Annotated in this window: 16 protein-coding genes; 12 read left to right on the top strand and 4 right to left on the bottom strand. The window is 66.6% G+C overall.

All coding sequences use genetic code 11. The annotated features are described in order from the left end of the window. Window positions 1-132: 132 nt before the first annotated feature. The 4 genes from JFY56_RS05865 to JFY56_RS05880 all read right to left on the bottom strand — a co-directional run bounded on the left by JFY56_RS05865 (window position 133) and on the right by JFY56_RS05880 (window position 5,628). Window positions 133-2,343, bottom strand: a complete 2,211-nt coding sequence (locus tag JFY56_RS05865; protein ID WP_208312596.1) for an Ig-like domain-containing protein — start codon at window positions 2,341-2,343, stop codon at window positions 133-135. A gap of 125 nt (window positions 2,344-2,468) precedes the next feature. Continuing rightward, a complete protein-coding gene (locus JFY56_RS05870) occupies window positions 2,469-3,107 on the bottom strand; it encodes a response regulator (RefSeq protein ID WP_208312597.1) in 639 nt (212 codons plus the stop codon). A 562-nt stretch (window positions 3,108-3,669) separates the two neighbouring features. After that, window positions 3,670-4,926 carry an acetyl-CoA hydrolase/transferase family protein gene (locus JFY56_RS05875; protein ID WP_208312598.1) on the bottom strand — a complete coding sequence of 419 codons (1,257 nt, stop codon included), beginning with the start codon at window positions 4,924-4,926 and terminating at the stop codon, window positions 3,670-3,672. A 249-nt stretch (window positions 4,927-5,175) separates the two neighbouring features. After that, window positions 5,176-5,628 (bottom strand): PaaI family thioesterase, encoded by a 453-nt coding sequence (locus tag JFY56_RS05880; protein WP_208312599.1) that lies wholly within the window; start codon window positions 5,626-5,628, stop codon window positions 5,176-5,178. Window positions 5,629-6,053: 425 nt separating this feature from the next. On the opposite strand from JFY56_RS05880, the gene JFY56_RS05885 reads away from it, so the two are divergent. From JFY56_RS05885 to JFY56_RS05940, 12 genes are all read left to right on the top strand, one after another. Then, window positions 6,054-6,620 (top strand): DUF4255 domain-containing protein, encoded by a 567-nt coding sequence (locus JFY56_RS05885; RefSeq protein ID WP_208312600.1) that lies wholly within the window; start codon window positions 6,054-6,056, stop codon window positions 6,618-6,620. 104 nt (window positions 6,621-6,724) lie between these two features. Next, a complete protein-coding gene (locus JFY56_RS05890; RefSeq protein ID WP_208312601.1) occupies window positions 6,725-8,191 on the top strand; it encodes a phage tail sheath family protein in 1,467 nt (488 codons plus the stop codon). Between the two features lie 17 nt (window positions 8,192-8,208). Next, window positions 8,209-8,640: a phage tail protein gene (locus tag JFY56_RS05895; RefSeq protein WP_208312602.1), complete on the top strand. Its 432-nt coding sequence runs from the start codon at window positions 8,209-8,211 to the stop codon at window positions 8,638-8,640. A gap of 7 nt (window positions 8,641-8,647) precedes the next feature. Further along, a complete protein-coding gene (locus JFY56_RS05900; protein WP_043252300.1) occupies window positions 8,648-9,088 on the top strand; it encodes a phage tail protein in 441 nt (146 codons plus the stop codon). A gap of 10 nt (window positions 9,089-9,098) precedes the next feature. Further along, entirely contained in the window at window positions 9,099-9,281 is a 183-nt protein-coding gene (locus JFY56_RS05905) for a DUF5908 family protein (protein WP_208312603.1), read from the top strand. Between the two features lie 3 nt (window positions 9,282-9,284). After that, window positions 9,285-9,992, top strand: a complete 708-nt coding sequence (locus JFY56_RS05910) for a CIS tube protein (protein WP_208312604.1) — start codon at window positions 9,285-9,287, stop codon at window positions 9,990-9,992. Window positions 9,993-9,996: 4 nt separating this feature from the next. Then, window positions 9,997-11,742 (top strand): type VI secretion system tip protein VgrG, encoded by a 1,746-nt coding sequence (gene vgrG, locus JFY56_RS05915; protein WP_208312605.1) that lies wholly within the window; start codon window positions 9,997-9,999, stop codon window positions 11,740-11,742. An 11-nt stretch (window positions 11,743-11,753) separates the two neighbouring features. Then, the gene (locus JFY56_RS05920) at window positions 11,754-12,041 is read left to right on the top strand and encodes a PAAR domain-containing protein (protein WP_208312606.1); all 288 of its coding nucleotides are present in this window, start codon (window positions 11,754-11,756) and stop codon (window positions 12,039-12,041) included. 11 nt (window positions 12,042-12,052) lie between these two features. Next, entirely contained in the window at window positions 12,053-12,451 is a 399-nt protein-coding gene (locus tag JFY56_RS05925) for a GPW/gp25 family protein (protein ID WP_208312607.1), read from the top strand. A 4-nt stretch (window positions 12,452-12,455) separates the two neighbouring features. Continuing rightward, entirely contained in the window at window positions 12,456-16,259 is a 3,804-nt protein-coding gene (locus JFY56_RS05930; RefSeq protein WP_208312608.1) for a baseplate J/gp47 family protein, read from the top strand. Then, window positions 16,252-19,296: a hypothetical protein gene (locus JFY56_RS05935; RefSeq protein ID WP_208312609.1), complete on the top strand. Its 3,045-nt coding sequence runs from the start codon at window positions 16,252-16,254 to the stop codon at window positions 19,294-19,296. The genes JFY56_RS05930 and JFY56_RS05935 overlap by 8 nt, the downstream gene beginning before the upstream one ends. Before the next feature lie 11 nt (window positions 19,297-19,307). After that, complete coding sequence (locus JFY56_RS05940; RefSeq protein ID WP_208313254.1) at window positions 19,308-22,535, top strand: hypothetical protein; 3,228 nt, start codon at window positions 19,308-19,310, stop codon at window positions 22,533-22,535. Window positions 22,536-22,538: the final 3 nt, after the last annotated feature.

Raw genomic sequence — 22,538 nt, forward strand, 5'->3', positions numbered from 1 at the left:
GTGCAGAGCGGCAAATATCCCGACCGGCCTTAATTGCAGAATTCAACAAATAAAAAAGGCGCGATTCGATAATCGCGCCTTTGAAATCCCCGCTTTCCAGCATCCATGCCGGAAACGGGGGCACAACCCGGGTCAGGCGACCAGTTGCTGGCTCTGCAACAGGGTCAGCAGGTCGATCCTGGCATCCGGCAGGGAGAGTTGTTCAACGACGAAGCGGCTGTCCGCATTCGCACCGCCCATGGCATCCCCCGACACCGGAGCGGACTCGCGATGGCCGCCAGGCAGTTCACCGAATGCCAGGTCGATATCGGCCCGGCCGAAGCCGTCATCGGCATGCTCCGCGAGCAGGCGCTGGACAAGGCTGTCCACATCGGGCTCCGGCTGCGACTGCTCGGCCTGCGGGCCAACCGCCATGCGCGTAGCGGTATCGAGGATCACCTCGAAGAACCCCGAGGGTATGCCTTCCATGCCCGACACGCCGACAGATGCCGCGTACAGGTACTTGTGCCCATCGCCGCCGACCTCGCCCAGGTCGGAGGTGGTGAGCGTCCACTTGCCAAGCGCGTTGACCGTGGTCGTCCCGACCAGCGTGCCCATGCCCGGCTCGTCGGGCGAAAGCTTCACGTAGAGATACAGGGTATCGCCCGCACGGCCGCCACCGAACAGCCGCGGCGTCGGGTCGTCGGTCACATCCTCCTTCTCCAGATAGCCCTGCTGCGCGCCAACGTCGTCATAAACGTTGATGATCGCCGGTTCGGACGATCCCGGCAGGTTGATCACATAGCCCCACACCTGGCTCGGCGCGCTTTCGTTGCCCACCGCATCCACCGCGGAAACCTGGAATTCGCGCAGACCGGAAATCAGCGGCATGGATGGCTGGAACGACCAGCTGCCATCGGTGCCGACCTCGGCCGAGCCGATCAGCACGCCCTTGTCGTAGAGCTTCACCCGCACCGCATCTCCCGCTCCGACGCGACCATGCAGCGCAGGCCGGTTATCGTCGCCGATGCCGCCGATCTGGATCTCGCCGTGCACGGGGCCGGCGGCGTCCCACAGCCGCTCGATGGCGGGCACATCCGGCGCCGTGGTATCCAGGTGCACTTCCAGCGGATCGCTCAGGGCGCTGCTCTGCCCGTCGCTCACCCGTGCAGTGATGGTCTTCAGGCCATCCTGGCCCAGGTCGGCGACGGTGATCTCCCAGCGCCCCTGGTCATCCGCAGTCGCGCTGCCCACGGCTTCGCCGTTGACCAGCAGGGTCACCAACAAGCCCGCCTGGGCAGTGCCGACAACGGTCGGTGTGCGGTCGTCGGTGCTCTGCCCCGCTTCGAGGGCATCGCTCAGGACCGAGCCGAAGTCGTCCACGACCCGCTCGATGATGGGCTTGTCCAGCTCGGGGAGTTCGTCGCTCAGCGTGCCGGTGGGCACCTCCTCGCTGTGGTTGCCGGCCGGATCGGTGACGCTGACCATGCCCTCCTCGCCGGGCTGCAGCGGGTTCACGGGGAATACCCAGTTGCCGTTCTCGTCGACGGTGGTGGTCTGGGTGCTGCCGTCGGGCAGCTTCAGGACGAGCTCGCCGCCCGGCTCGGCGGTGCCGGCCAGACCATCGGCGTCATTCTGCTCGACCACCGGCGGCACCGGCGGAATCAGGTCGGCCGGACCGGTGCTGACCGGCTCGCTGCTGCCGTTCTCGTTGACGGCAGCCACCGTACCGGTCTCGCCGTGACCGAGCGGATTCGGCACGAAGTGCCACCAGCCGTTCTCGTCGGCGGTGGTGGTGACCGTAGTGCCGTCGGGCCGAGTCAGGACGATCTCGACACCGGGCTGGGCCATGCCGGTCAGTCCCTGGAGGTTGTTGAAATGCACTTCGGGCGCATCGGGCGAAGGCCCCACGGGCGCCGCCCTGGTGCTGTTGCTGTGGCCGTTCTGGTTGTCGAACACGGTGGCCATGCCGAAGGCCGCAACGCCCATGGCCGGCAGCAGCCAGAACGGCAAGGGCTGGTCGCCCTGCTGCTCGATCAGCAGCTCGTCGATCGAGCCGAGTTCCACCAGTTCGACGCCGGCCCAGGGATCGGCATGCTCCGCCACCAGCAGTTGACCTTCCGGCGTCTCGATGACCAGGTCGTTGCCGACGCCATCGGTCACCAGGAAGAAGCCCTCGATGGTCTTGACCTCGCCCGACGCGAAGCGAACCACCAGGTCATCCCCGTTCTTCGAAATGGACTTCACACCTTCAAGAGAAGTCGCGATCTTGACCACACTTGGATGCGTCAACTGCAGCTGTCCCGCAGCCGAAGCATCCACTACCTGCCCACCGATCTTGGCGATCAATTCGACTTCAGTCATATCCCCCCCAACTAGAACGTCCATATGAATTTCTTCAAGGCCAACCACCACAATTCACGGCAATACATCGAAAACGACGAAGGGCCCGGGCGCCCGCTCCAGGCACCCGAATGCGGGCCACGACATCAATCCAGGAAGTGCCACTCCCTCAGGTAGCTCAAGAGCTCCTGGTCCGAGCCCACGCCCAGGCGGCGTTTCGCAGCGGCCTTCTGGGCACTGATCGTCTTGTCGCTGCGATTCAGCAGGCGCGCGATCTCATGCCCTCGCATGCCGGAGACGAAGAGCCGGACGACCTCGTGCTCCTTGACCGAAAGCTCGGCCAGGCGGCCCCTCGTTCCCCACTTCGAACCACCGGCGGCGGGAGCGGGAAAGATGCGGCCCCGCCCATGCACCATGGCATTCAGGGCCGCCAGCAACTGGCGCGAGGTAGCGGATTTGCAAATGACGCCCCCCACCCCAAGCCTGTAGAGAGCATCCAGAATCGCCCTGTTGGATATCATGGTGAGGACGAGAATCCTTATATCCGGGAAATTCCTCACCAAATAATCGATAAACTTTATTCCATCTCCGTAGACCATATCTCCCGGCATGTTGAAGTCGGTGACAACCACGTCGACTCGCTCACGCCGCAGCAGTTCTACAAGCTCCCCGGAGCTGCGCGCCTCCCCAACTACCTGATACTTACTGTCTTCTTCGATGAGTCCTTTCACTGCTACCAGAATGAGCGGATGATCATCGGCCAACGCAACTCTGAATCTCTTCATTTCCGTCGAATTCAGTTCAGATAATTGTATGGGAACAACTTGACTCGGATGTTATATCCCACACTCGCCATAAGTATTTAAGATTTCCCTTAAAAACATGGGGGCTTCCGTATTCCGGCACGCAAACGCCGCCTCCAAGTTGAAATCGGAAATAACTCAGGAATTTCAAAGCGCTTCCAGTGCGAACTGGAAAGGCAATCAGGCGGGACGCGGCTCGAAGGAGCCGGGATTTTCATTAGAGCCCGGTCGGCATGGGTATCGCTGCGCTAAACCCATCCTGCGGAGATGCTCTCGCGTTGCCGGTTCCCTCACCCCAACCCTCTCCCGGAGGGAGAGGGGGCATATTGGCGTCGGGAAGAATGCCGTGCCAACCGGCAACTCCGAACAGTCCCCTCTCCCCTTGGGAGAGGGTTAGGGTGAGGGGAATAAGACAGTTGCTCCTACAGGGAATGCATCCACGGACGCCGCCGCCCGTAGGATGGGTTGAGCCTGCGATACCCATCATCGCTTCCTGCCATCTGGTCGATGGGTATCGCTTCGCAGCGATACCCATCGTGCGGCGCTACACCCGGGCGAAGAACTCCGCTTCCAGCCGCGCACGGTGATTCGGATGGGCGATTTCCAGCATCTTCCGCGCCCGTTCGCGCAGGGTCAGGCCGCGCAGGTCCGCCGCGCCGAATTCGGTGACGATGATCCCGGCTTCGCTGCGCGGGATGGTCACCGGGCCGCTCATTCGCGTCACGATGCGGCTGTTGCTGCCGGCGGTGGATGGCAAGGCGATGATCGGCACGCCGCCATGTGAGCGCTGCGCGCCCTTGGTGAAGTCGAGCGCGCCGCCCACGGCGCCGACGTAGGTTCCACCCACGACCTCGGAGTTGACCTGGCCGGTCAGGTCGACCTCGATTGCCGAGTTGATCGAGACGAAGCGCTCGATGCCGGCCAGCACATCGCCGGCATGGGTGTACTCGCTGGAGCGCATCAGGATCGCCGGGTTCTGGTGGACGAAGTCGTTCAGCGCGCGGCTGCCGATCAGCACGCCGCCGACGGACAGCCCACGGTCGATGCCCTTGCGGCTGTTGTTGACCACGCCACTGCGCATCAGCTCCATCACGCCATCGCTGATCACCCCGGAGTGGACACCCAGGTCGCGATGGCTGCCCAGCGCGGCGAGCGCGGCATCGGGTATGGCGCCAACGCCGATCTGCACGGTGGAGCCGTCCTCGACCAGCCCGGCGATGTGCGCGCCGATCTGCCGGTCGAGCGGGCGCAATTGGCTGGCCGGGCTTTCCAGCGGCGGCCGGTCGGTTTCCAGGATGGCGTCGAAACTCTCCACACCCAGGGTGCGCTCGCCATAGGTCCAGGGCGCCTGGCGGTTGACCTCGGCGATCACCACGCGGGCGCTGTCCAGCGCCGGCAGCAGGTATTCGCAGGCCATGCTCAGGCTGTAGCGGCCTTCGGCATTGGCCGGCGCGACCTGCAGCAGCACCACGTCGATGCGCAGCCTGCCGCTGCGGATCAGCTGCGGCAGATGCGAATAGTGGCAGGGCAGCACTTCCAGCAGGCCGGCCTTGTCCAGCTCGCGATTGGCGCCGGTGCCGATATAGGCGATGAAATCCACATGATCGGCGTGTTCGGGCGTGCAGGTCGGATGATTGGCGATGCCGAGGAACACCCGGAAGCGTCCGATGCGGGCACGCTGCGCCATCAGGGCCTGGGTGAGCGGCAGGGGTTCGGCATTCGCCTGTCCCCAGATCACGGTATCGCCGGAGCGAATCCAGCGGCTGAGGTCGAAATCGTCGGGATCGAGCACCACGGGCATGGAAAGGCATCCGGTCGAAGCGCGACGGGCAGCGATGAACTCCACTGCCGCCATGCATTGAGGGTTGTGCCCGATGCTAATCGGCGCCCGGAGATGTCCGCGTCGGTCGAACGAACGAAAATGCCTGCCATCCGAATGGACAGTGCAAGGGATGCGCTATGAGGAATCCGGCGCTGCCGGGCTGGAGAGGGCTCGCCGGTTGGCGCGATGGGTTCACCCTCTCCCGTTGCGGGAGAGGGAAACATCCTCTCAGGCATCCGTGGCAGGAATGGGCCTGTTGAGGTACTTGAAGGTTCCCGAAGCGGTAGCCAGCACCTCGCCACGGGAATTGCGCAGTTCCGCCTCGCAGAAAGCGATGGAGCGCGTATTGCGGCGGGTGAAGCCGATGGCCTCGATCACCTCCCCGAGTTCGCCGCCGGGACGCAGGAAGTTGCTCTTCATCTCGATGGTCACGACGCCGCGCTGCTGCTCGTCCACATGGGAGGCACTCATCGCCATGGCCACGTCGAGCAGGGTCATGACCACGCCGCCATGGGTGTTGTTCAGTCCGTTCACATGACGGGGTTCGACCTTCAGGGCGATATGGCCGGGGCCTTCGCCGTCCGCCGGCGGGCAATAGCGGAAATTCAGGTCGTTGAGCAGGCGGATGTGGGTTCCCCGCTGTTCGGTCAGCAGCTTCAGCTGTTCGATGTCGATTTTCATTGTTCCGGGATTTCCTGGCATGCGAAGGGCAGTCTTATTGTCGATGGTGGAGGCCCGGCAGGGAATTACCAGAATCGGGTGGTTCGGGCCGCCGCCCGGCGACAGGGCAAATGCCGGCAATCTTGTTGAAGAACGGCTGCCCGGGGGAATTCGCTTTTCCATAACTCGGCGTCAGGCAGCGGCGAATACCGCTTCGAAGAACCTCTCCGACAAGCGGCGCAGTCGACCCCAAGTGCACTGAAACCGGACCTCAAGCATAGTGGCAATTGGCCGCAAAGCCCCGTCCTAGCCGGGTTTCGGCACTTTCCGCAAATTGACGGGAAGAGGTCCCGGTCCTATACCAAGAAACCAGGCTGTACGGCGTGACAATTCATTGACGGATCTGGTTTGTTGACGCTTTGCTCCGACCGCGACGGAGCGAGGGAATGCCCATGATCGCAACCGCAGTCGAGTTCATTCGCAAGGAGGTGCGCCGCCATCTCGGCGTGGCCGACGCGGAAGTCATCGCCAACTCGGCGCGCAAGCTGGTCGACGAATCCAGTGCCCTCGGCGCCTATATCTCGCTGATCAACGTCCAGGAAGAGCCGGCGCTGCGCAACTCGCCGCACGTGGAAAAGCGCCTGGGCAAGTCCCGCTACATCGAGCCGCCGGTATTCATCAACCTCTACCTGCTGTTCGCCTTCAAGTTCAACGATTACAACGCCAGCCTCACCCACCTCGCCAAGACCATCGAGCTGTTCCAGTCCAGGCGCTGGTTCTCCGCCGCGACCCAGTCCGGGCCGGGCGCCATCGCCTTTCCGACGAAGCTGGAAAAGCTGGTGTTCGAGATGGTCAACATGAACTTCGAGGAACTGAACAACCTCTGGGGCGTGCTCGGCGACGCCTATTTCCCCTCGGTCGTCTACAAGGTGCGGATGGTCAAGGTGCAGCTCGACGAGATCGAGGACGCGCCGGAGGTCACCACCATCGTGCTCAACCAGGTGATCGAATGAACCGCCCCGCCTCCCCCGCTCCGCTGCCGGCATCAGGCCGACGACGACACTGAGCCCCTGCCACCCCGCAGTTCCCTTCCACCGCTCGAACAAAGGGACACATCATGCCCAGCTACAGCACCCCTGGTGTCTACGTCGAGGAAATCCCCGTCTTTCCGCCCTCGGTGGCGCCGGTCGCCACGGCGATTCCCGCCTTCATCGGCTACACCGAGAAAGCTGTCGGCAAGCAGGGCGAAGACCTGACCAAAACCGCCGTCCGCCTCACCTCCCTGCTGGAATACGAAGCCTTCTTCGGCAAGCCGCCGGTGCAGGACATGGCGATCAGCGTGAACAAGCGCGTCACCGCAGGCGGCCGCCTGCTCGGCGTGGCGGTGAGCTGGACCGCCAAGCCGGCGGTGCCCACGCAGTTCCTCCACTACGCCATGCAGCTGTACTTCGCCAACGGCGGCGGGCCCTGCTACATCTACTCGGTGGGCGCCTACGGCAACGCCAGCAAGACCGCCTTCACCGACGCCATCACCGCGCTGGAAGCGGTGGACGAGCCGACCCTGCTGGTGTTCCCCGACGCAGTGAAGCTGGCCAACGACGGCGACTACGGCAGCGTGGTGGATGCCGCGCTGACCAGCTGCAACAAGACCCAGGACCGCTTCACCATCGCCGACGTGCGCAACGCCATTGCCGGCGGCACCGACGACAACGCCAAGGTGACCACCAACTTCCGCGCCAAGGTGACCAAGAACACCGTGGAGTTCCTCAAGTACGGCGCCGCCTACTTCCCCTACGTGAACACCAACGTGCCGTTCGCCAGCGCCGACGCCAACGTCACCCTCACCGCGTTCAACACGGTCACGGTGGCCGATGACGGCAGCGAAACCACTGCCCCGGTGGCCGACGCCGCCGGCAAGAAGCTCAACGACGCCACCCTCGACATCAAGGGCAAGGAAACCGCCGTCTACTCGGCGATCCAGGCCTTCATCGGCGAGGCCTACGTGACCCTGCCACCGTCCGGCGCCATCGCCGGCGTGTATGCGCAGGTCGACCGCACCCGCGGCGTGTGGAAGGCACCGGCCAACGTCGGCCTGAGCCTGGTGCTCGGCCCGGCAGTGAACGCCACCAACGACCTGCAGGACGGCCTGAACATCGACGCCACCACCGGCAAGTCGGTGAACGTGATCCGCGCCTTCTTCGGCAAGGGCACGCTGGTCTGGGGCGGCCGCACGCTGGCGGGCAACGACAACGAGTGGCGCTACATCAACGTGCGGCGCTTCGCCAACTTCGTCGAGGAATCGGTGCGCAAGGCGGTCGGCGTGTTCGTCTTCGAGCCCAACGACGCCAACACCTGGGTCAAGACGCGGACCATGATCGAGAACTTCCTGATCAACCAGTGGCGCGACGGCGCGCTGATGGGCGCCAAGCCGGAGCAGGCGTTCCGCGTCGTGGTCGGCCTCGGCCAGACCATGAGCGCCGACGACATCCTCAACGGTTTGATGATCGTCGAGGTGCACCTGGCCATCGTCCGCCCCGCCGAGTTCATCGTCCTGCGCTTCATGCAGAAGATGCCCGAAGCCTGACCGGAGACCCATGAATCATGAGCGACTATCCGCTTCCCAAGTTCCACTTCCAGGTCCAGTGGGGTGGCGCGCGCATCGGCTTCACCGAAATCTCCGGGCTGGACGTGGAGACCGAAGTCATCGAGTACCGCGACGGCGCCCTGCGGGAATTTTCCAAGCTGAAGATTCCCGGCATGCAGAAGTACCCCAACGTCACCATGAAGCGTGGCGTGTTCAAGTCGGACAACGACTACTTCAACTGGTGGAACACCGTGTCGCTGAACACCGTGGAGCGCCGCGACGTGATCGTCAGCCTGCTCAACGAGGCGCACGAACCGGTGATGGTGTGGAAGATCAAGAACGCCTGGCCGACCAAGATCGGTTCCACCGACCTCAAGGCCGACGGCAACGAGATCGCCATCGAGTCCATCGAACTGGCCCACGACGGCCTGACCATCCAGAACGAGTAGCGGCGCCATGAGCGTCTACCTGCCACCGGTCGGCTTCCACTTCAACGCCCGCTTCGACGTGCCCGGGGCGACGGAGCGCGACGTGCGCTTCCGCGACGTTTCCGGGCTGACCATGGAGCTGGAGGAGTTCGCCTACAACGAGGGCGGCGAGAACCGCTTCTCGCACAAGCTGCCGGTGCGCGGACGCTATCCCGACCTGGTCCTCAAGCGCGGCCTGCTGGTGGATTCCGGGCTGCGCAAGTGGGTGCTGGACGCGGTGCACAACCTGGTGGTGCAGCCGGTGACGGTGTGGGTGACGCTGCTCGACGAGACCCATGCGCCGCTGCAGACCTACACGGTGGTCGGCGCCTGGCCGAAGAAGTGGGTGATCTCGGACTTCAGCGCCGAGTCCTCGGAGATCGTCGTGGAGACACTGGAGCTGGCTTACCAGTACTTCCGCGTCGACTAAGGAAAGAGCGATGCCAGTGTTCATCAACGAGGTGGTAATTCGCAGCACCGTCGACCAGCCGTTGCCGGCTTCCGGGCAACAGCCTGCCCAGGCAACAGGAACGCCGGTGGATCGCGAGGCGCTGGTGGCCGAAGTGACCCAGGCGGTGATCGACTACCTGGAACGCGAACTCGACCGGATCGGGGAGCGCTGAAGCATGGACGGCGCGCTGCTCAAGCTGACCATCATCCCCTTCGAGGACTCCGAGGGCGCCATGGGCCCGCCGGCCGGGCCGCCCTTCATCGTGCAGTTCAACCCCGAGACCTACACCGACACCACCGAATTCAAGTACGGCCCCGACGAGCCGCCGCAGGGGTCGGCCGGTTCCGAGGCGAAGTTCGAGCGGGTCAATCCGAAGAAGTACAGCTTCGAGCTGCTGCTCGACGGCACCGGCGTCTCCGCCGCCCCGCCGCCGGCCGGCGCGCTGGATGCGGTGGCGCCATCCACCGGGCTGTCGGTGGTGGCGCAGATCGAGCTGTTCAAGCTCACCGTCGGCTTCGCCGGCAACGTGCACCGGCCGCGCTTCCTCATGCTGGTGTGGGGCCGGCTGCTGGTGACCACGGTGCTGGAAAGCTACTCGGTCGCCTACAAGCTGTTCTCCCCCGCCGGCCTGCCGCTGCGCGCGAGCATGTCGGTGACCTTCCGCGAGCACACGCCGAAGGGTTTCGGCGAACTGCTGAAGAACCTCGCCTCGCCGGACATCGAGCACGCCCACCAGGTACGCGAGGGCGAGCACCTGTCCAAGCTGGTCTACGACATCTACAAGGACCCGGCGCACTACATGAGCGTCGCCGAAGCCAACCAGCTCGACACCGTGCGCCGGCTCGCCCCGGGCAGCGCGCTGTACCTGCCGCCGGTGAGGTGACGCGATGCCCGGACTGCCCGAGTTCGACACCCGCGCGACCAGCCTCACCACCTTCACGGTGAAGGCCGGCGGCACCGCGCTGGGAGCGGAGTACGAGATCGTTTCGGTCGAGATCCGCCGCGAAGTGAACCGCGTGCCGAAGGCGACCGTCGTGCTGCTGGACGGTGACGCGGCGAAGCAGACCTTCGCCCGCTCCGAGGAATCCACGCTGATCCCCGGTGTCGAGGTGGAAATCCTCGGCGGCTATTCCTCCGAAGAGAGCACGCTGTTCAAGGGCATCGTCGTCCGCCAGCGCATCGAGGTGGGCCAGCGCGGCGGCTCGCGGCTGACCGTGGAACTGCGCGACCCGGTGTTCCGCATGACCCTCGGCCGCCGCTCGCGGAATTTCAGCGACCTCACCGATTCCGAGGTGATGGAACAGGTCATCGGCCTGAACGCGGGACTGACCGCCGACGTCACCTCGACCAGCCTCAAGCATCCGCAGGTGGTGCAGCACCAGGCCAGCGACTGGGACTTCCTGGTGATGCGCGCGGAGATGGCCGGCTTCGCGGTGATCTGCGTCGACGGCAAGGTCAGCGTCGCCCCGCCCGCCGTCGCCGGTGCGGCGGCCGTCTCGGCAGTGTTCGGCCAGGGGCTGTTCTCCGCCGAACTGGAGCTGGACGCGGAAACCCAGTTCACCGCCGTCGAGACCGGCGCCTGGGACATGGCCAACCAGGAACTCGTCACCAGCCAGTCCGACGACGTGACCACCCCCGGCCCCGGCGACATCCCCGGCAGCGACCTGGCCAGTACCGGCGGCGTGGGCTCGGCGCTGCGCCACCCCGGCGCGCTGGACCAGGCCATGCTCGACCAGTGGGCCGCCGCCGGCATGGGCCGCGCGCGGCGGGCGGCGATACGCGGCCGCGTGCGCGTGCAGGGCAATGCCGATCTGCTGCCCGGCGTGCTGATCGACCTCGGCGGCTTCGGCAGCCGCTTCAACGGGCTCGGCTTCGTCTCCGGCGTGCGCCATCGCCTCGGCCGTGGCGACTGGGTCAGCGAAGTGCTGATCGGCTCCGATCCGAAGGCCCACGCCGAACGCTACCCGGTAGCCGCCCCCGCCGCCGGTGGCATCGCCCCGCCGGTGCCGGGCCTGCAGATCGGTGTGGTCGCCGCGCTGGAAAGCGACCCGGCCGGCGAGGACCGCATCCAGGTGCGCCTGGCCACCATCAGCGAGACCGACGGGCTGGTCTGGGCACGCCAGGCGCTGCTGGATGCCGGCGACAAACGCAGCACCTCGTTCCGCCCGGAGCTGGACGACGAAGTGGTGGTCGGTTTCCTCGACGGCGACCCGCACCACCCGGTGATCCTCGGCGCGCTGCATTCCAGCGCCAAGCCGAATCCGCTGACCGGCTCCAACGACAACCACGAGAAGGCCATCGTCACCCGCGCCGGCATGCGCATCCACTGGGACGACGACAAGGTGATCGCCACCATCGACACCCCGGCCGGCAACAGGATCGTGCTCTCCGAGGACGGCAAATCGATCCTCGTCGAGGACCAGAACGGCAACAAGATCGAGCTGAATTCCGACGGCATCGCCATGGAAAGCCCCGGTGACATAAAGCTCAAGGCCACCGGCGACGTGAAGATCGAAGGCACCAACGTCGAGCTGTCGGCCAACGCCAGCTTCAAGGCCAAGGGCTCGGGCGGCGCGGAGGTCAGTTCCAGCGCCAGCACTGTGGTCAAGGGCTCGCTGGTGCAAATCAACTGAGGGATAAGAACATGCCACCCGCCGCCCGACTCAACGACCTGCACGTCTGCCCCATGGTCACCGGCACGGTGCCCCATGTCGGCGGCCCGGTGCTCGGCCCCGGCGTTGCCACCGTGCTGATCGGCGGCCTGCCCGCTGCGGTGGTGGGCGACAGCGCCAGTTGCTCCGGCCCGCCGGACAGCATCGTCGCCGGCTCCGCCACGGTGATGATCGGCGGCAAGCCGGCGGCGCGCATGGGCGACAGCACCGCCCACGGCGGCAGCATCGTGCTCGGCGACTTCACCGTGATGATCGGCTAGGAGGCCCATGCATGGCACTCGAAGATCCCTTCATCGGCAGCGGCTGGAGCTTCCCGCCGGCCTTCGACAAGAAGGCCGCCAGCGTGACCATGAGCACTGGCATCCGCGATATCGAGGAAAGCCTGCGGATCATCTTCAGCACCGCCCTCGGCGAACGGATCATGAACCCGCTGTTCGGCTGCGCGCTGGACAGCTCGGTGTTCGAGGTGATGAACGCCTCGCGCATCTCCTACCTGGAGAACCTGATCCGCACCGCGATCATCTACCACGAGGCGCGCATCGACGCCGACCAGATCACCGTCGAGCCGGACCAGCTCGCCGGCCGCCTGCTCATCGCCATCGGCTACAAGGTGCGCGGCTCCAACTCGCGCTTCAACTTCGTCTACCCCTACTACCTGAACGAGGCTTGAGACCGTGACCGAGCCCTGCGCGAAAAGGAATCCCCTGGTCCGCTCCGGCACGACCCAGGACGGCCGCATCCGCGCCGAACTCGCCACCGACCACTTCCTCCCCGACGAGCGCGACCTCGCCGACCTGATCCTGTTCGGCCAGCGCTTCGCCCGGCACATCCAGTACTACGACGCAGGCAATGCGAAAGCCGGCGACTGGACCGCGTTCTTCGAAAGCGACGTCACCGCCAGCCTCGCCGCGCTGGCCAAGCTGCCGGTGGACGCCTTCCGCGGCACCCAGCTCGACCTGGAGAACTGGCTGAAGGCCGACCCCGCACGCGATCCCGCGCAGCTCGCCGCGCACATGCGCCTCGCTTTCCACCTGCCGCTGGTGCTGCTGCAGATCGCCGCCGGGCATCACGCCCGCCTGCCCGCCGACCATCCGTTCAGCGCCACCCTGGTCGAACTCGCCGCCCGCGACCTGGCCGAGCCGCTGGGCGGACTGATCGGCTGGTACAAGGGCGCCTTCGACGCCAGCCTCGGCGCCGGCAACGAGGTGTTCGCCGACGATCCGCTGCTGCCGGCCGACTACAACATCGACGGCGCGGGGGGCGACACGCGCCTGCGCCTGTCCGCCACCATCGCCGCCGCCATCGCCGGCCAGCCGGAGTTCTCCGTGGCGCCGGTGCCGAAAGCGATCCTGGCGAAAGTCGATGCGGCCGGCTGGGCCTCGCTTTACGCCGCCACCGCCGCCGATCCGTCGCCCTACGTCGATGCCATCGGCCAGTCGAACCAGCGCTACGAGCAGATCTACGACGCCCTCAGCTACAACCTGCTGAGCACGGCGGTGGAGCACGTCTACCAGGCGCTGGAACGCATCCGCCGCGACGCCGTCGCGCATCTGCAGGAATCGCTGGCGAGCTTCGCCGGACACGCGCCGAACTACGGCCTGTGGCTGGCCTTCCTCAAGCTGTTCCAGCACGCCCGTGGCGAGATGAACCGCTTCACCGAGCGGCACCTGGACTTCTACTTCCGCGAGGTGCTGCGCCTGGACAACCGCGCCGCACAGCCGGACCGGGTGCACCTGCTGTTCGAACTGGCGAAGGGCGTGGAAGCGCACCTGCTGCGTGCCGGTACGCTGTTCCGCGCCGGCAAGGATGCGCTGGGCAATCCGGTGTCCTACGCGCTGGACAACGATATCGTCGTCAACCGCGCCAGCGTCGCCGAACTGCGTGGCCTGCAGGTGCTGGCCGGCGGCACGTCATCGGCACCGACCCGCCTGCCGCTGGCCGCGCTGGCGGTGCGCTCGCGAGATGGCCTCGGCGAAGTGGAGCTGGCCAGGGACGAACCGAGCTGGCCGCCCTTCGGCCCGACAGTCAGCCCGGCCGCGCGCATCGGTTTCGCCGTCGCCGACCGCAAGCTGTTCCTCCGCGAAGGCACCCGCAGCATCAGCATCCGTGCCGAACTGAAGAACCCGCTGGCGAGCACCGCCATCAGCCCGCGCTGGGTCGTGCGGCTGACCGGGGAAAAGGGCTGGTTCGAACTGAGCGGCACGGCGCAGATATCCACGGTGCTGGACAACAGCTTCAGCGAGCCGGCCGAGGAAGAGGCAGCGCGGCCACCCAGCAAGGCGCAGTCCAAGACTGCCGAAAGCAATGCGCGGAAGAAGAAACCCAACGCCTTCGCCGACAGGAAGACCAGCAGCAAGGGCCTGCATATCCTGGAGATCACCCTCGACCTCGACCCCGACGATCCGCCCATCGTCCCGCTCGACGCCAAGCTGCACGGCACCGACTACCCGCCGGGCGTGCCGGTGGCGGAAATCACCTTCGACTTCGCCGCATCCTCCAGCGCCCGCGCCTTCGCCGTGCTGCGCGACACTCGCGCCAGCCGCCTGACCCTCGCCACCGAGGCTTCCGGCCTGAAGAACCTGATGGTGATCGCCGGTGGCGGCGTGGTCGATGTAGCCAAGCCGTTTCCCCCGTTCGGCGCGCAACCGCTGGCCGGTGCGCAGTGGATCGTCGGTTCGGCGGAAATCTTCTCCAAGTCCATCGACGACTGGGCGCTGAGCCTCGACTGGGCGACCAGCTACAGCACCACCGGCTACTTCTGGAACCGTTCGGCGGACAGCTACAACCCCGGCGAGGCGGTGCTCAGCGGCGGCAAGTGGATCGCCGTGCCAGGCAGCGTCAGCAAGACCTCGCGGCGTTTCGGGCGGGGACGCAAGGCGACCAACAACACCGATATCGGCCTTGGCGAGACCGGCGTCGAGATCGCCATGAAGAGCGCCGACCTGATCGACGGCCTCACCGAACAGACGCTAGAGAACCAGCCGCTCACCGCCACCTCGCTGAACGGCTTCGTGCGCCTGCGCCTGCCTGCGGACTTCGGCCATAGCGCCTTCGTCCGCGAGAACACCCGGGCGCTGATCGGCCTGTCCGGCGGTGCCGCGTACGTGGCGAGCACGTCGGTCAACGTCACCACCCAGAGCCTTCCACGCGAGCCGTACAACCCGCTGATCACCCGCCTCGAAGCGGCCTACGCGACCACCCGCGACCCGGTGGAAGACTTCACCCTGCTGCATCCCTTCGGGCTTTCCGATGGCAGCAGCGACGGCCGTCTGTTCCCCAGCCTGCCATTCGAAGGCGCGCTGCTGATCGGCGTGCAGGACTTCGCCGCCCCCGCCCGCCTGACCCTGCTGGTGCAGGTGGCGGACGGCTCCGGCGATCCGCTGAAGCAGGCGCCGCCACTGCAGTTCCACTACCTCGACGGCGACGCCTGGCTGGCGCTGGACGAGCAGGACATCGACGACAAGACGCGCAACTTCAGCAGCTCCGGCGTGCTCGGGCTGAACCTGCCGGAAGCGGCGGACCGCGATCACCGCGTGCTGCCCGCCGGCCTGCACTGGATACGCATCGCCGCCAGCCACGACGCCGATGCGCTCAACCGCCTGCTCTCGGTGGACGCCCAGGCCGCCCGCGCCAGCTTCGTCGACAACGGCAACGACCCGGCCTTCCTCGCCACCCCGCTGCAGGCCGGGAGCATCTCCAAGCTGGCCGCGCCGGAACTGGCGATCAAGAAGATCACCCAGCCCTACAGCTCCTTCGACGGCCGCCCGCGGGAAGGCAATCGCGCCTTCGCCACCCGCGTCAGCGAGCGGCTGCGGCACAAGGACCGCGCCGTGACCCTGTGGGACTACGAGGCGCTGGTGCTGGAAGCCTTCCCGCGCCTGTACCGGGTCAAATGCCTGGGCACCACCGAACTGGAGCGCAACGCGCAGAACTCGATAGTCCCCGACAACGAACTGATGCCCGGCGCCGTGACCGTGGTCACCGTGCCCTGGACCCACGGCCAGAACGCCCGCGACCCGCTGCGCCCGTACACCGACCAGGCGACCCTCACGGCGGTCGATGCCTTCCTGCGCCGGCGCATCTCGCCCTTCGTGCGGCTGGAGGTGCAGAACCCGAAATTCGAGGAGGTGCAGGTGGATTTCAAGGTGAAGTTCATGCCCGGGATCGGCGACATCGCCTTCTACATCGACGAGCTGAACAAGGCGCTGATCGGCTTCCTCACACCCTGGTCGCGCCCCGGCGGCGGCGACATCACCTTCGGCGGCCGGCTGTGGAAATCCACCATCATCGACTTCGTCGAGGAACTGCCGCAGGTGGACTTCGTCACCGACTTCCGTCTCTACCACAAGGTCGACATCGCCGCCCCCGCCGGCGGCTGGACGCCGGTGGACGTGGAGCTGATCGAGGCCACCACGGCGCGCTCGATCCTGGTATCCGCCGCCCGCCACAACATCAGCGAGGTGCCCGGCAATGCCTGAAGCCTCCATCCCGCGCCAGCCGCAACTGGCTCCGGCGTTCGACTACAGCCACCTGCGCGCCGAGGGGCTGGGGCATATCCAGCGCCTGTCCGGCCTGCTGTGGACCGACCACAACCTGCACGACCCCGGCATCACCACGCTGGAAATCCTCTGCTACGCGCTGACCGACCTGACCTACCGCACGCGCTTCGCCACCGTCGACCTGATGACCGGGCCGGACGGCAGGATGGACCCGGCCAGCCTCTCCGGCCTCGCCCCGGCCCACGAGGTGCTGACCACCGCGCCGCGCACGATCTTCGACTACCGCCGCCTGCTGCTGCGCATCGAAGGGCTGCGCAACGCCTGGCTCGACCCGATGCAGAATCCGGCCGAGCCGGCCAACTATCGACTTTCGGAAGTGCCGCTGTATGCCGACTGCCTGGCCGACGCGCTGAGCTACGAGGCGAAGAACGCGGCGAACCAGGCCAACCATCCGCTGAAACTCTCCGGCCTGTACAAGGTGCGGGTGGAACTGGAGATCGACGACCTGCTCGGCTCGATGAACGAGTCGGCGCTGCTCTACCAGGTCCGTCGCGGGCCGCTGAAGGGCGCGGTGCTGGCCTTCGACTGCGCCGACCCGGCGTTTCTCGCCGGCAATATCGACTTCTCCAAAGACCTCATCAGCCTCGACTCGCTGAGCGTGTCCTCGACTCCGGGCGGCTTCAACGCCACCCTCAACCTGACCCTCGACGGCGGCCAGGCGCTCACCCTGCAGCCCTGCAGCATCCGTGTGATCGAGGACCGGCCGCGCCCGGACCGCCCGGCGCTGAACATCACCGCCCAGGCGATCCGCAATGTGCTGCTGGCGACCGCCGCCGATGACGATCTGCTGCCGTTGTTCTGGCTCAAACAGCAGCGCCGCGCCCAGTCCCTCGATGCCGTGCGCTGCGTGCTGCATGCCAATCGCGGGCTGTGCGAGGACTTCCTCTCCATCGCCACGGTGATCCCCTACCGCATCGGCATCTGCGCCGATATCGAGGTGCGCCCGGATGCCGATCTGGAGCAGGTGCAGGCGCGGGTGTTCCACGCCATCGAGAAATACCTGTCGGCGCCGGTGCGCTATCGCACCCTCGAAGAAATGCTCCGCGAAGGCCGCCAGCCCGACGAGATATTCAACGGCCCCTTCGTCGATTTCGCCTTCACCTGCAACGGCCAGCCGGTGTTCACCAAGCCCGGCTTCATCACCGACGAGGACCTTGCCAACAGCGAGCAGCGGCGCAAGGTGCAGGCTTCCGACATCATCAATCTGGTGGTGGATATCGATGGCGTCGAGGCGATCAGCAACCTGCAGCTGCGCGTCTACGGCAGCGACGGCCAGCCCGTCGGCAACGCGGTGAAGTGGACGCTGGCGGTGCCCGCCGACCACCAGCCGGTGTTCTACATGGCAGGCTCCAAGCTGCTCTTCCACAAGGCCGGTATTCCCTACCGCGCGCAGGTCACCGAGTTCCAGCGCACCCTCGACTACCTGCGCGGACTCGACCGCCGCGAACTGTACGTGCCGCCGGACCAGGTGCTGCCGGTGCCGCTCGGCCGCTGGCGCAACACCGACGCCTTCTACAGCGTGCAGCACGACTTCCCGGCCACCTACAAGATCGGCGCGGCGGGCATCTCGCCGACCGAGGAAGCCGCTCGCATCGCCAAGGCGCGCCAGCTCAAGGGCTACCTGACCTTCTTCGACCAGATGCTGGCCGACTACCTCGGCCAGCTCGCCAACCTGCGCCGCCTCTACTCCCTCGACAAGACCCTCGACCGCACCTGGTTCAGCCCGCGCCTGAGCGGCATCGCCGGCTCGCTGGGCGACTTCGACAGCGAGTTCTATACAGACACGACGCTCACCGACGACATCGCCCGCGTGCGCCTGAACGAAACCGAGGAAGGCTTCCTGGAACGGCGCAACCGTGTGCTCGACCACCTGATCGCGCGCTTCGCCGAGCGTTTCGCCGACTACGCGCTGCTGTCGTTCCGTCTCTCCGGCGACCGCCTGAAGACTTCGGACCAGCTGATCGAGGACAAGATCGACTTCCTCGCCGAGTACCCGCGCCTGTCCCGCGAGCGCGGGCAGGCCGCCAACATCCGCCCGGAGGACCCGGCGCGGGTGTGGGACAGCGACAACATCTCCGGCCTGGAACGCCGCGCCGGGCGCCTGCTCGGCATCGACGACCTGACCCGGCGCGACCTGCACTGCGCCGGGCACTTCGACAAACTGCTGCGCACGCTGAAAGTCGGCGACGCATTCCAGGTGGTGATACGCAACGCCGGCAACCAGTTGCTGTTCGCTTCCGAAGAGACCTTCGCCGACACAGACGCCGCGCTAGCCGCCGCAGCCGCTGTCTATCCGGGCCTGCGCGAGGAGTCCGCCTTCGAGATCGCCGAAACCCAGGGCGCCACCACCTTCACCTTGCGCATCGTTTCCGGACCGACGCCGCTGACCCACCGGACCGCCTTCGACACCGAGGCCGACGCCTACCAGGCGGCGCGGGCGATCATCGACCGCTACGACGAAATCCTCGCCTCCGACCTGTGCAACTCGGAAGGCATGCACCTGATCGAGCACATCCTGCTGCGGCCCTTCGCCAAGGGCGACAAGCTGATGCAGGTGTGCCTGGACGAGAACTGCCAATTCTGCGGCGAGCAGGACCCGTACTCGTTCCGCGTCTCGGTGGTGCTGCCGTACTGGCCGGAGCGCTTCCGCAACCTGAACTTCCGCGCGCTGCTGGAACGCACCATGCGCGAGGAGGCGCCGGCCCACGTGCAGGTGAAAATCTGCTGGATCGGCCAGCGGCAGATGATCGACCTCGACGCCGCCTACCACGCCTGGCTCGACGCGAAGGCCGCGCCGGGTCCTGATCCCGCGCAGGTCAGCGACACGGCGCGACAGCTGATCGAAATCCTCGAATCGCTCACCACCGTCTACCCCGCCGCATCGCTGCACGACTGCGACGCGGGTGAAGAACAACCCATAGTCCGGCTGGGCTCGACGGCCCTCGGTATCTTCTAGGAGCGCGGCGCATGGACATCCAGACCTTCTACCCGGTGTTCGAGACCGGTCAGGTGCTCACTTCCGAGCTGCTGAACGACATCATCGAATACCTCGAACCGCAGGACCGCACCACCCGCGCCAACCTCACCGGTATCGGCGCCATCTGCGGCCTGCGCCCGGACTGGAACCCCACGGCCGGCACCCTGGCGCTGTCGCGCGGCGTCGCCGTCACCTCGCTGGGGCACCTGATCGTCGAGGACCACACCCTGTTCGACCGCGTGCGCCCGTACACGGTGCCGATCCCTTCCAGCCCCACCGCCACGGCGGAGGAAAAGGCCAAGGCGCGCTACCCGTTCCTGTTCGACGGCAACACCCAGCGCCAGGCCTTCGAGCTGCTGCCCACCGACTTCCAGCCGGCGCCCGGCGAGGCTGCGCCGACGCCGCTGACGGCCGCCTTCGTCGCCGACAAGACGGTGCTGCTGTTCCTCGAAACCAACCTCGAATCGCTGAAGAACTGCGACGTCAACGACTGCTCGGACAAGGGTTCGGAAATGAACCTGACCCTGCGCCGCCTGCTGGTGTCGCGCACAGTCGCCGACACCATACTGACCCAGGAACAGGCCATCGCCGGCCGCCCGGTGGATCGCGCCAACCACCCGCGCCTCGGCCTGCCGCGCCTGGTAATGGAGAAGGTCAATCCGGCGGGCACATCGCTGGTCGCCCTGGCCGACCTGTACGGCCGCTACCTCGCCTGCATCGCCAAGGCCGCCAGCCATGCGCTGCCGGCGATGAACGCGGCGTGGAACGCCTACAAGCCGCTGCTGCAGGATCTCTATCCGGACGCCCGCTTCCCCGACGGACCGATCCCCAAATACCACCTGCTCAACATGTTCGCCGCGCTGGCCGAGACGCCGGTGCTGCTGCAGTACCTGTACGCCGGCATGCACGACATGCTGCTCGGCTACAACGAGTTCGTCGAATGCGCGGCGGTGTTCGACGCCGAGTGCGCGCCCAATCCGGAACGCTTCCCCCGGCACATCCTCGCTGGCGATGTGGAACCGCGAGCGCTAGCCTTCGCCGGCGCACCGAAGACCCTCGCCGAATACGCCAAGTACGACGCCCTCGCCGCCAAGGGCGGGGCCGCTCCGGAAGGCGCGCCGGCCCGCCGCCGCCATCATTTCGTGCCCTCCCCGGCGCTGGATTCCGGCTACGACAAGGCCGCCGAACTGCGCGCGTTGTTCTCGCGCATGGTGCTGCTGGCGCAGACCTACGCCACACGTGGCCTGCTCGGCGCGGATATCGAACTGACCCCGTCCCGCGACGGCGCCGCGCCGCTGGGCGAACGGGCGATTCCCTTCTACTACCGCTTCGATACCGGCAGCGACCTGTTCGCCAACTGGTCGTGGCGCAAGGCGCGGGCCAACCGCTTCGGCGCGATCCACTCCTGGCAGTTCAGCGCCAGCGCCAATCCGCATCCGCTGCTGCTGCGCCAGGACGAGCAGGACTTCATCCGCATCGAGGGGGTGCTCGGCAAGCCGCTCGGCTCGACCATGGCCGAGCTGATCCGCGAGAAACGCCGCCTCGGCCTGTCGTTCTCGATCCAGCCGGTTTGGGTCGCGCTGAGCGACGATCCCCGGCAGAACGACGCGGCCCGGCAGCGCGCGCTGGCAGCGATCCAGCAACTGCTGGTATGCCGGATGCGCGACCTCGACGTGATCTTCCTGATGATCATGGCGGCGATCTTCGCCTTCATGGTCTGGCTGGTGCAGGTGCTCGGCCGCCTCGACGCCACCAAGGCGACCAAGCGCACCCCGCCGGTCACCGCGCCGCCGGCCGGTGGCGCCGTTGGCGGGCTGGTGCTGAACGCCAACCTGGCGGTGCTCAATCTCGAACCCAAGGAGCAGCAGAAGGTCCGGGTGATCAGCGACCAGTTCCTCAGCACGGCGCGCAACCAGAAAATCTTCGCCGATGACACGGTGAAGGTCCTTGCCCAGAGCGCCGCCGCCGAGCAGCCGCTGCAGACGGTGGCGGTCGCCAGCGTCTACGACAAGGTGCGCGACAAGGCCATCGGCGGCGAGCTGTTCGAACGCGTGCGCGCCGCCAGCGATACCCTCGGCGTGGCCGGCGACAAGGAGGAACTGAGCAAGGCCATCTACCCCTCCGTGGCGCTGATGGCGCGCGCCGAGGACGTGATGAAGGCGGCCAGCGCCGATTCCCTCGCCGATTTCGACGGCGAGGCCTTCGACACCGCGCTGCGCGGCTTCACCGACGCCTACGTCAACTACGCGGCGCAGGCGGAAACCGACTCCGCCAAGGCCGGCGTGGAGATCGCCAACGCCAACCTGGCCATCGTCGGCAAGCGCGACATGGTCAGCGCGGCGGCCACCCAGACCTCCAGCGCGACCATCACCCAGGAGCTGGCCAAGCGCCTGAAATCGATGTTCGAGGAGATGACCTTCCCCGGCTTCGCGCAGAAGCATCCCGGCCTGGAGCACAAGGGCGGCACACCGGTGGGCGGCACCTTCGTGCTGCTGTATGCCGGGCGCAACGAACTGGACGTCGGCATGCGCATCGCCCTGGAAAAACTGCGCGGCGGCCTCGGCGACCTGTTCGCCAAGCTGCTCAAGCTGAATGTGCCGGACATTTCCCCGGAGGAATCGATCAAGCAGTTGCTCGCCAGCAGCAAGCCGAGCAGCGACGACCAGCTCGACGACTTCGTGGTGCTCGGCGACTTCTGCCTGCCCTACCTGTGCTGCGACAGCGATTGCTCGGATATCGTGGTGGACCGGCGGATCAACCAGGGCGTCGGCACGCTCAAGGCCAACCTGGCCAATCGCGCGGTGCTGGTGGCGCAGCCGGCGCGGGATACGGTGGTCACTCCGGCCCCGACACCGACTCCGGCGCCAACGCCCACACCGGGCGGGCCGGCCGGCGGCCCCACGCCTACACCCACTCCAACGCCCGCGCCCACCGAGCCGGTGGAACCCAGGCCGACCACCGGCAAGGTGGATATCAGCGTGTTCAGCGGCGATGCCCGCCGCGCCGTGCCGCTGCAGGGCGCGACGCTGGTGATCACCGATCTCGCCACCGGCCAGGCCAGCAAGCAGCGCATGGCGGCAGCCACCCTCTCGCTGGAACTGAAGGCCGGCAAGTACTCCTTCGTCGCCAGCAACGGCACGCTGAGCTCGCCAGCGGTGGAGATCGGCCTGAAGGCCGGCGCGACGGTGGCAGTCACCCTGCAGATACCGTTGGGCTAGCCG

The sequence above is a fragment of the Pseudomonas schmalbachii genome (genome assembly GCF_017589465.1).
GTDB classification, from domain to species: domain Bacteria; phylum Pseudomonadota; class Gammaproteobacteria; order Pseudomonadales; family Pseudomonadaceae; genus Pseudomonas; species Pseudomonas schmalbachii.

Bases quoted from the DNA above. Each gene is read 5' to 3' on its own strand.
- JFY56_RS05865 (WP_208312596.1), bottom strand. From the start codon at position 2,343: ATGACTGAAGTCGAATTGATCGCCAAGATCGGTGGGCAGGTAGTGGAT.
- JFY56_RS05870 (WP_208312597.1), bottom strand. From the start codon at position 3,107: ATGAAGAGATTCAGAGTTGCGTTGGCCGATGATCATCCGCTCATTCTG.
- JFY56_RS05875 (WP_208312598.1), bottom strand. From the start codon at position 4,926: ATGCCCGTGGTGCTCGATCCCGACGATTTCGACCTCAGCCGCTGGATT.
- JFY56_RS05880 (WP_208312599.1), bottom strand. From the start codon at position 5,628: ATGAAAATCGACATCGAACAGCTGAAGCTGCTGACCGAACAGCGGGGA.
- JFY56_RS05885 (WP_208312600.1), top strand. From the start codon at position 6,054: ATGCCCATGATCGCAACCGCAGTCGAGTTCATTCGCAAGGAGGTGCGC.
- JFY56_RS05890 (WP_208312601.1), top strand. From the start codon at position 6,725: ATGCCCAGCTACAGCACCCCTGGTGTCTACGTCGAGGAAATCCCCGTC.
- JFY56_RS05895 (WP_208312602.1), top strand. From the start codon at position 8,209: ATGAGCGACTATCCGCTTCCCAAGTTCCACTTCCAGGTCCAGTGGGGT.
- JFY56_RS05900 (WP_043252300.1), top strand. From the start codon at position 8,648: ATGAGCGTCTACCTGCCACCGGTCGGCTTCCACTTCAACGCCCGCTTC.
- JFY56_RS05905 (WP_208312603.1), top strand. From the start codon at position 9,099: ATGCCAGTGTTCATCAACGAGGTGGTAATTCGCAGCACCGTCGACCAG.
- JFY56_RS05910 (WP_208312604.1), top strand. From the start codon at position 9,285: ATGGACGGCGCGCTGCTCAAGCTGACCATCATCCCCTTCGAGGACTCC.
- vgrG (WP_208312605.1), top strand. From the start codon at position 9,997: ATGCCCGGACTGCCCGAGTTCGACACCCGCGCGACCAGCCTCACCACC.
- JFY56_RS05920 (WP_208312606.1), top strand. From the start codon at position 11,754: ATGCCACCCGCCGCCCGACTCAACGACCTGCACGTCTGCCCCATGGTC.
- JFY56_RS05925 (WP_208312607.1), top strand. From the start codon at position 12,053: ATGGCACTCGAAGATCCCTTCATCGGCAGCGGCTGGAGCTTCCCGCCG.
- JFY56_RS05935 (WP_208312609.1), top strand. From the start codon at position 16,252: ATGCCTGAAGCCTCCATCCCGCGCCAGCCGCAACTGGCTCCGGCGTTC.
- JFY56_RS05940 (WP_208313254.1), top strand. From the start codon at position 19,308: ATGGACATCCAGACCTTCTACCCGGTGTTCGAGACCGGTCAGGTGCTC.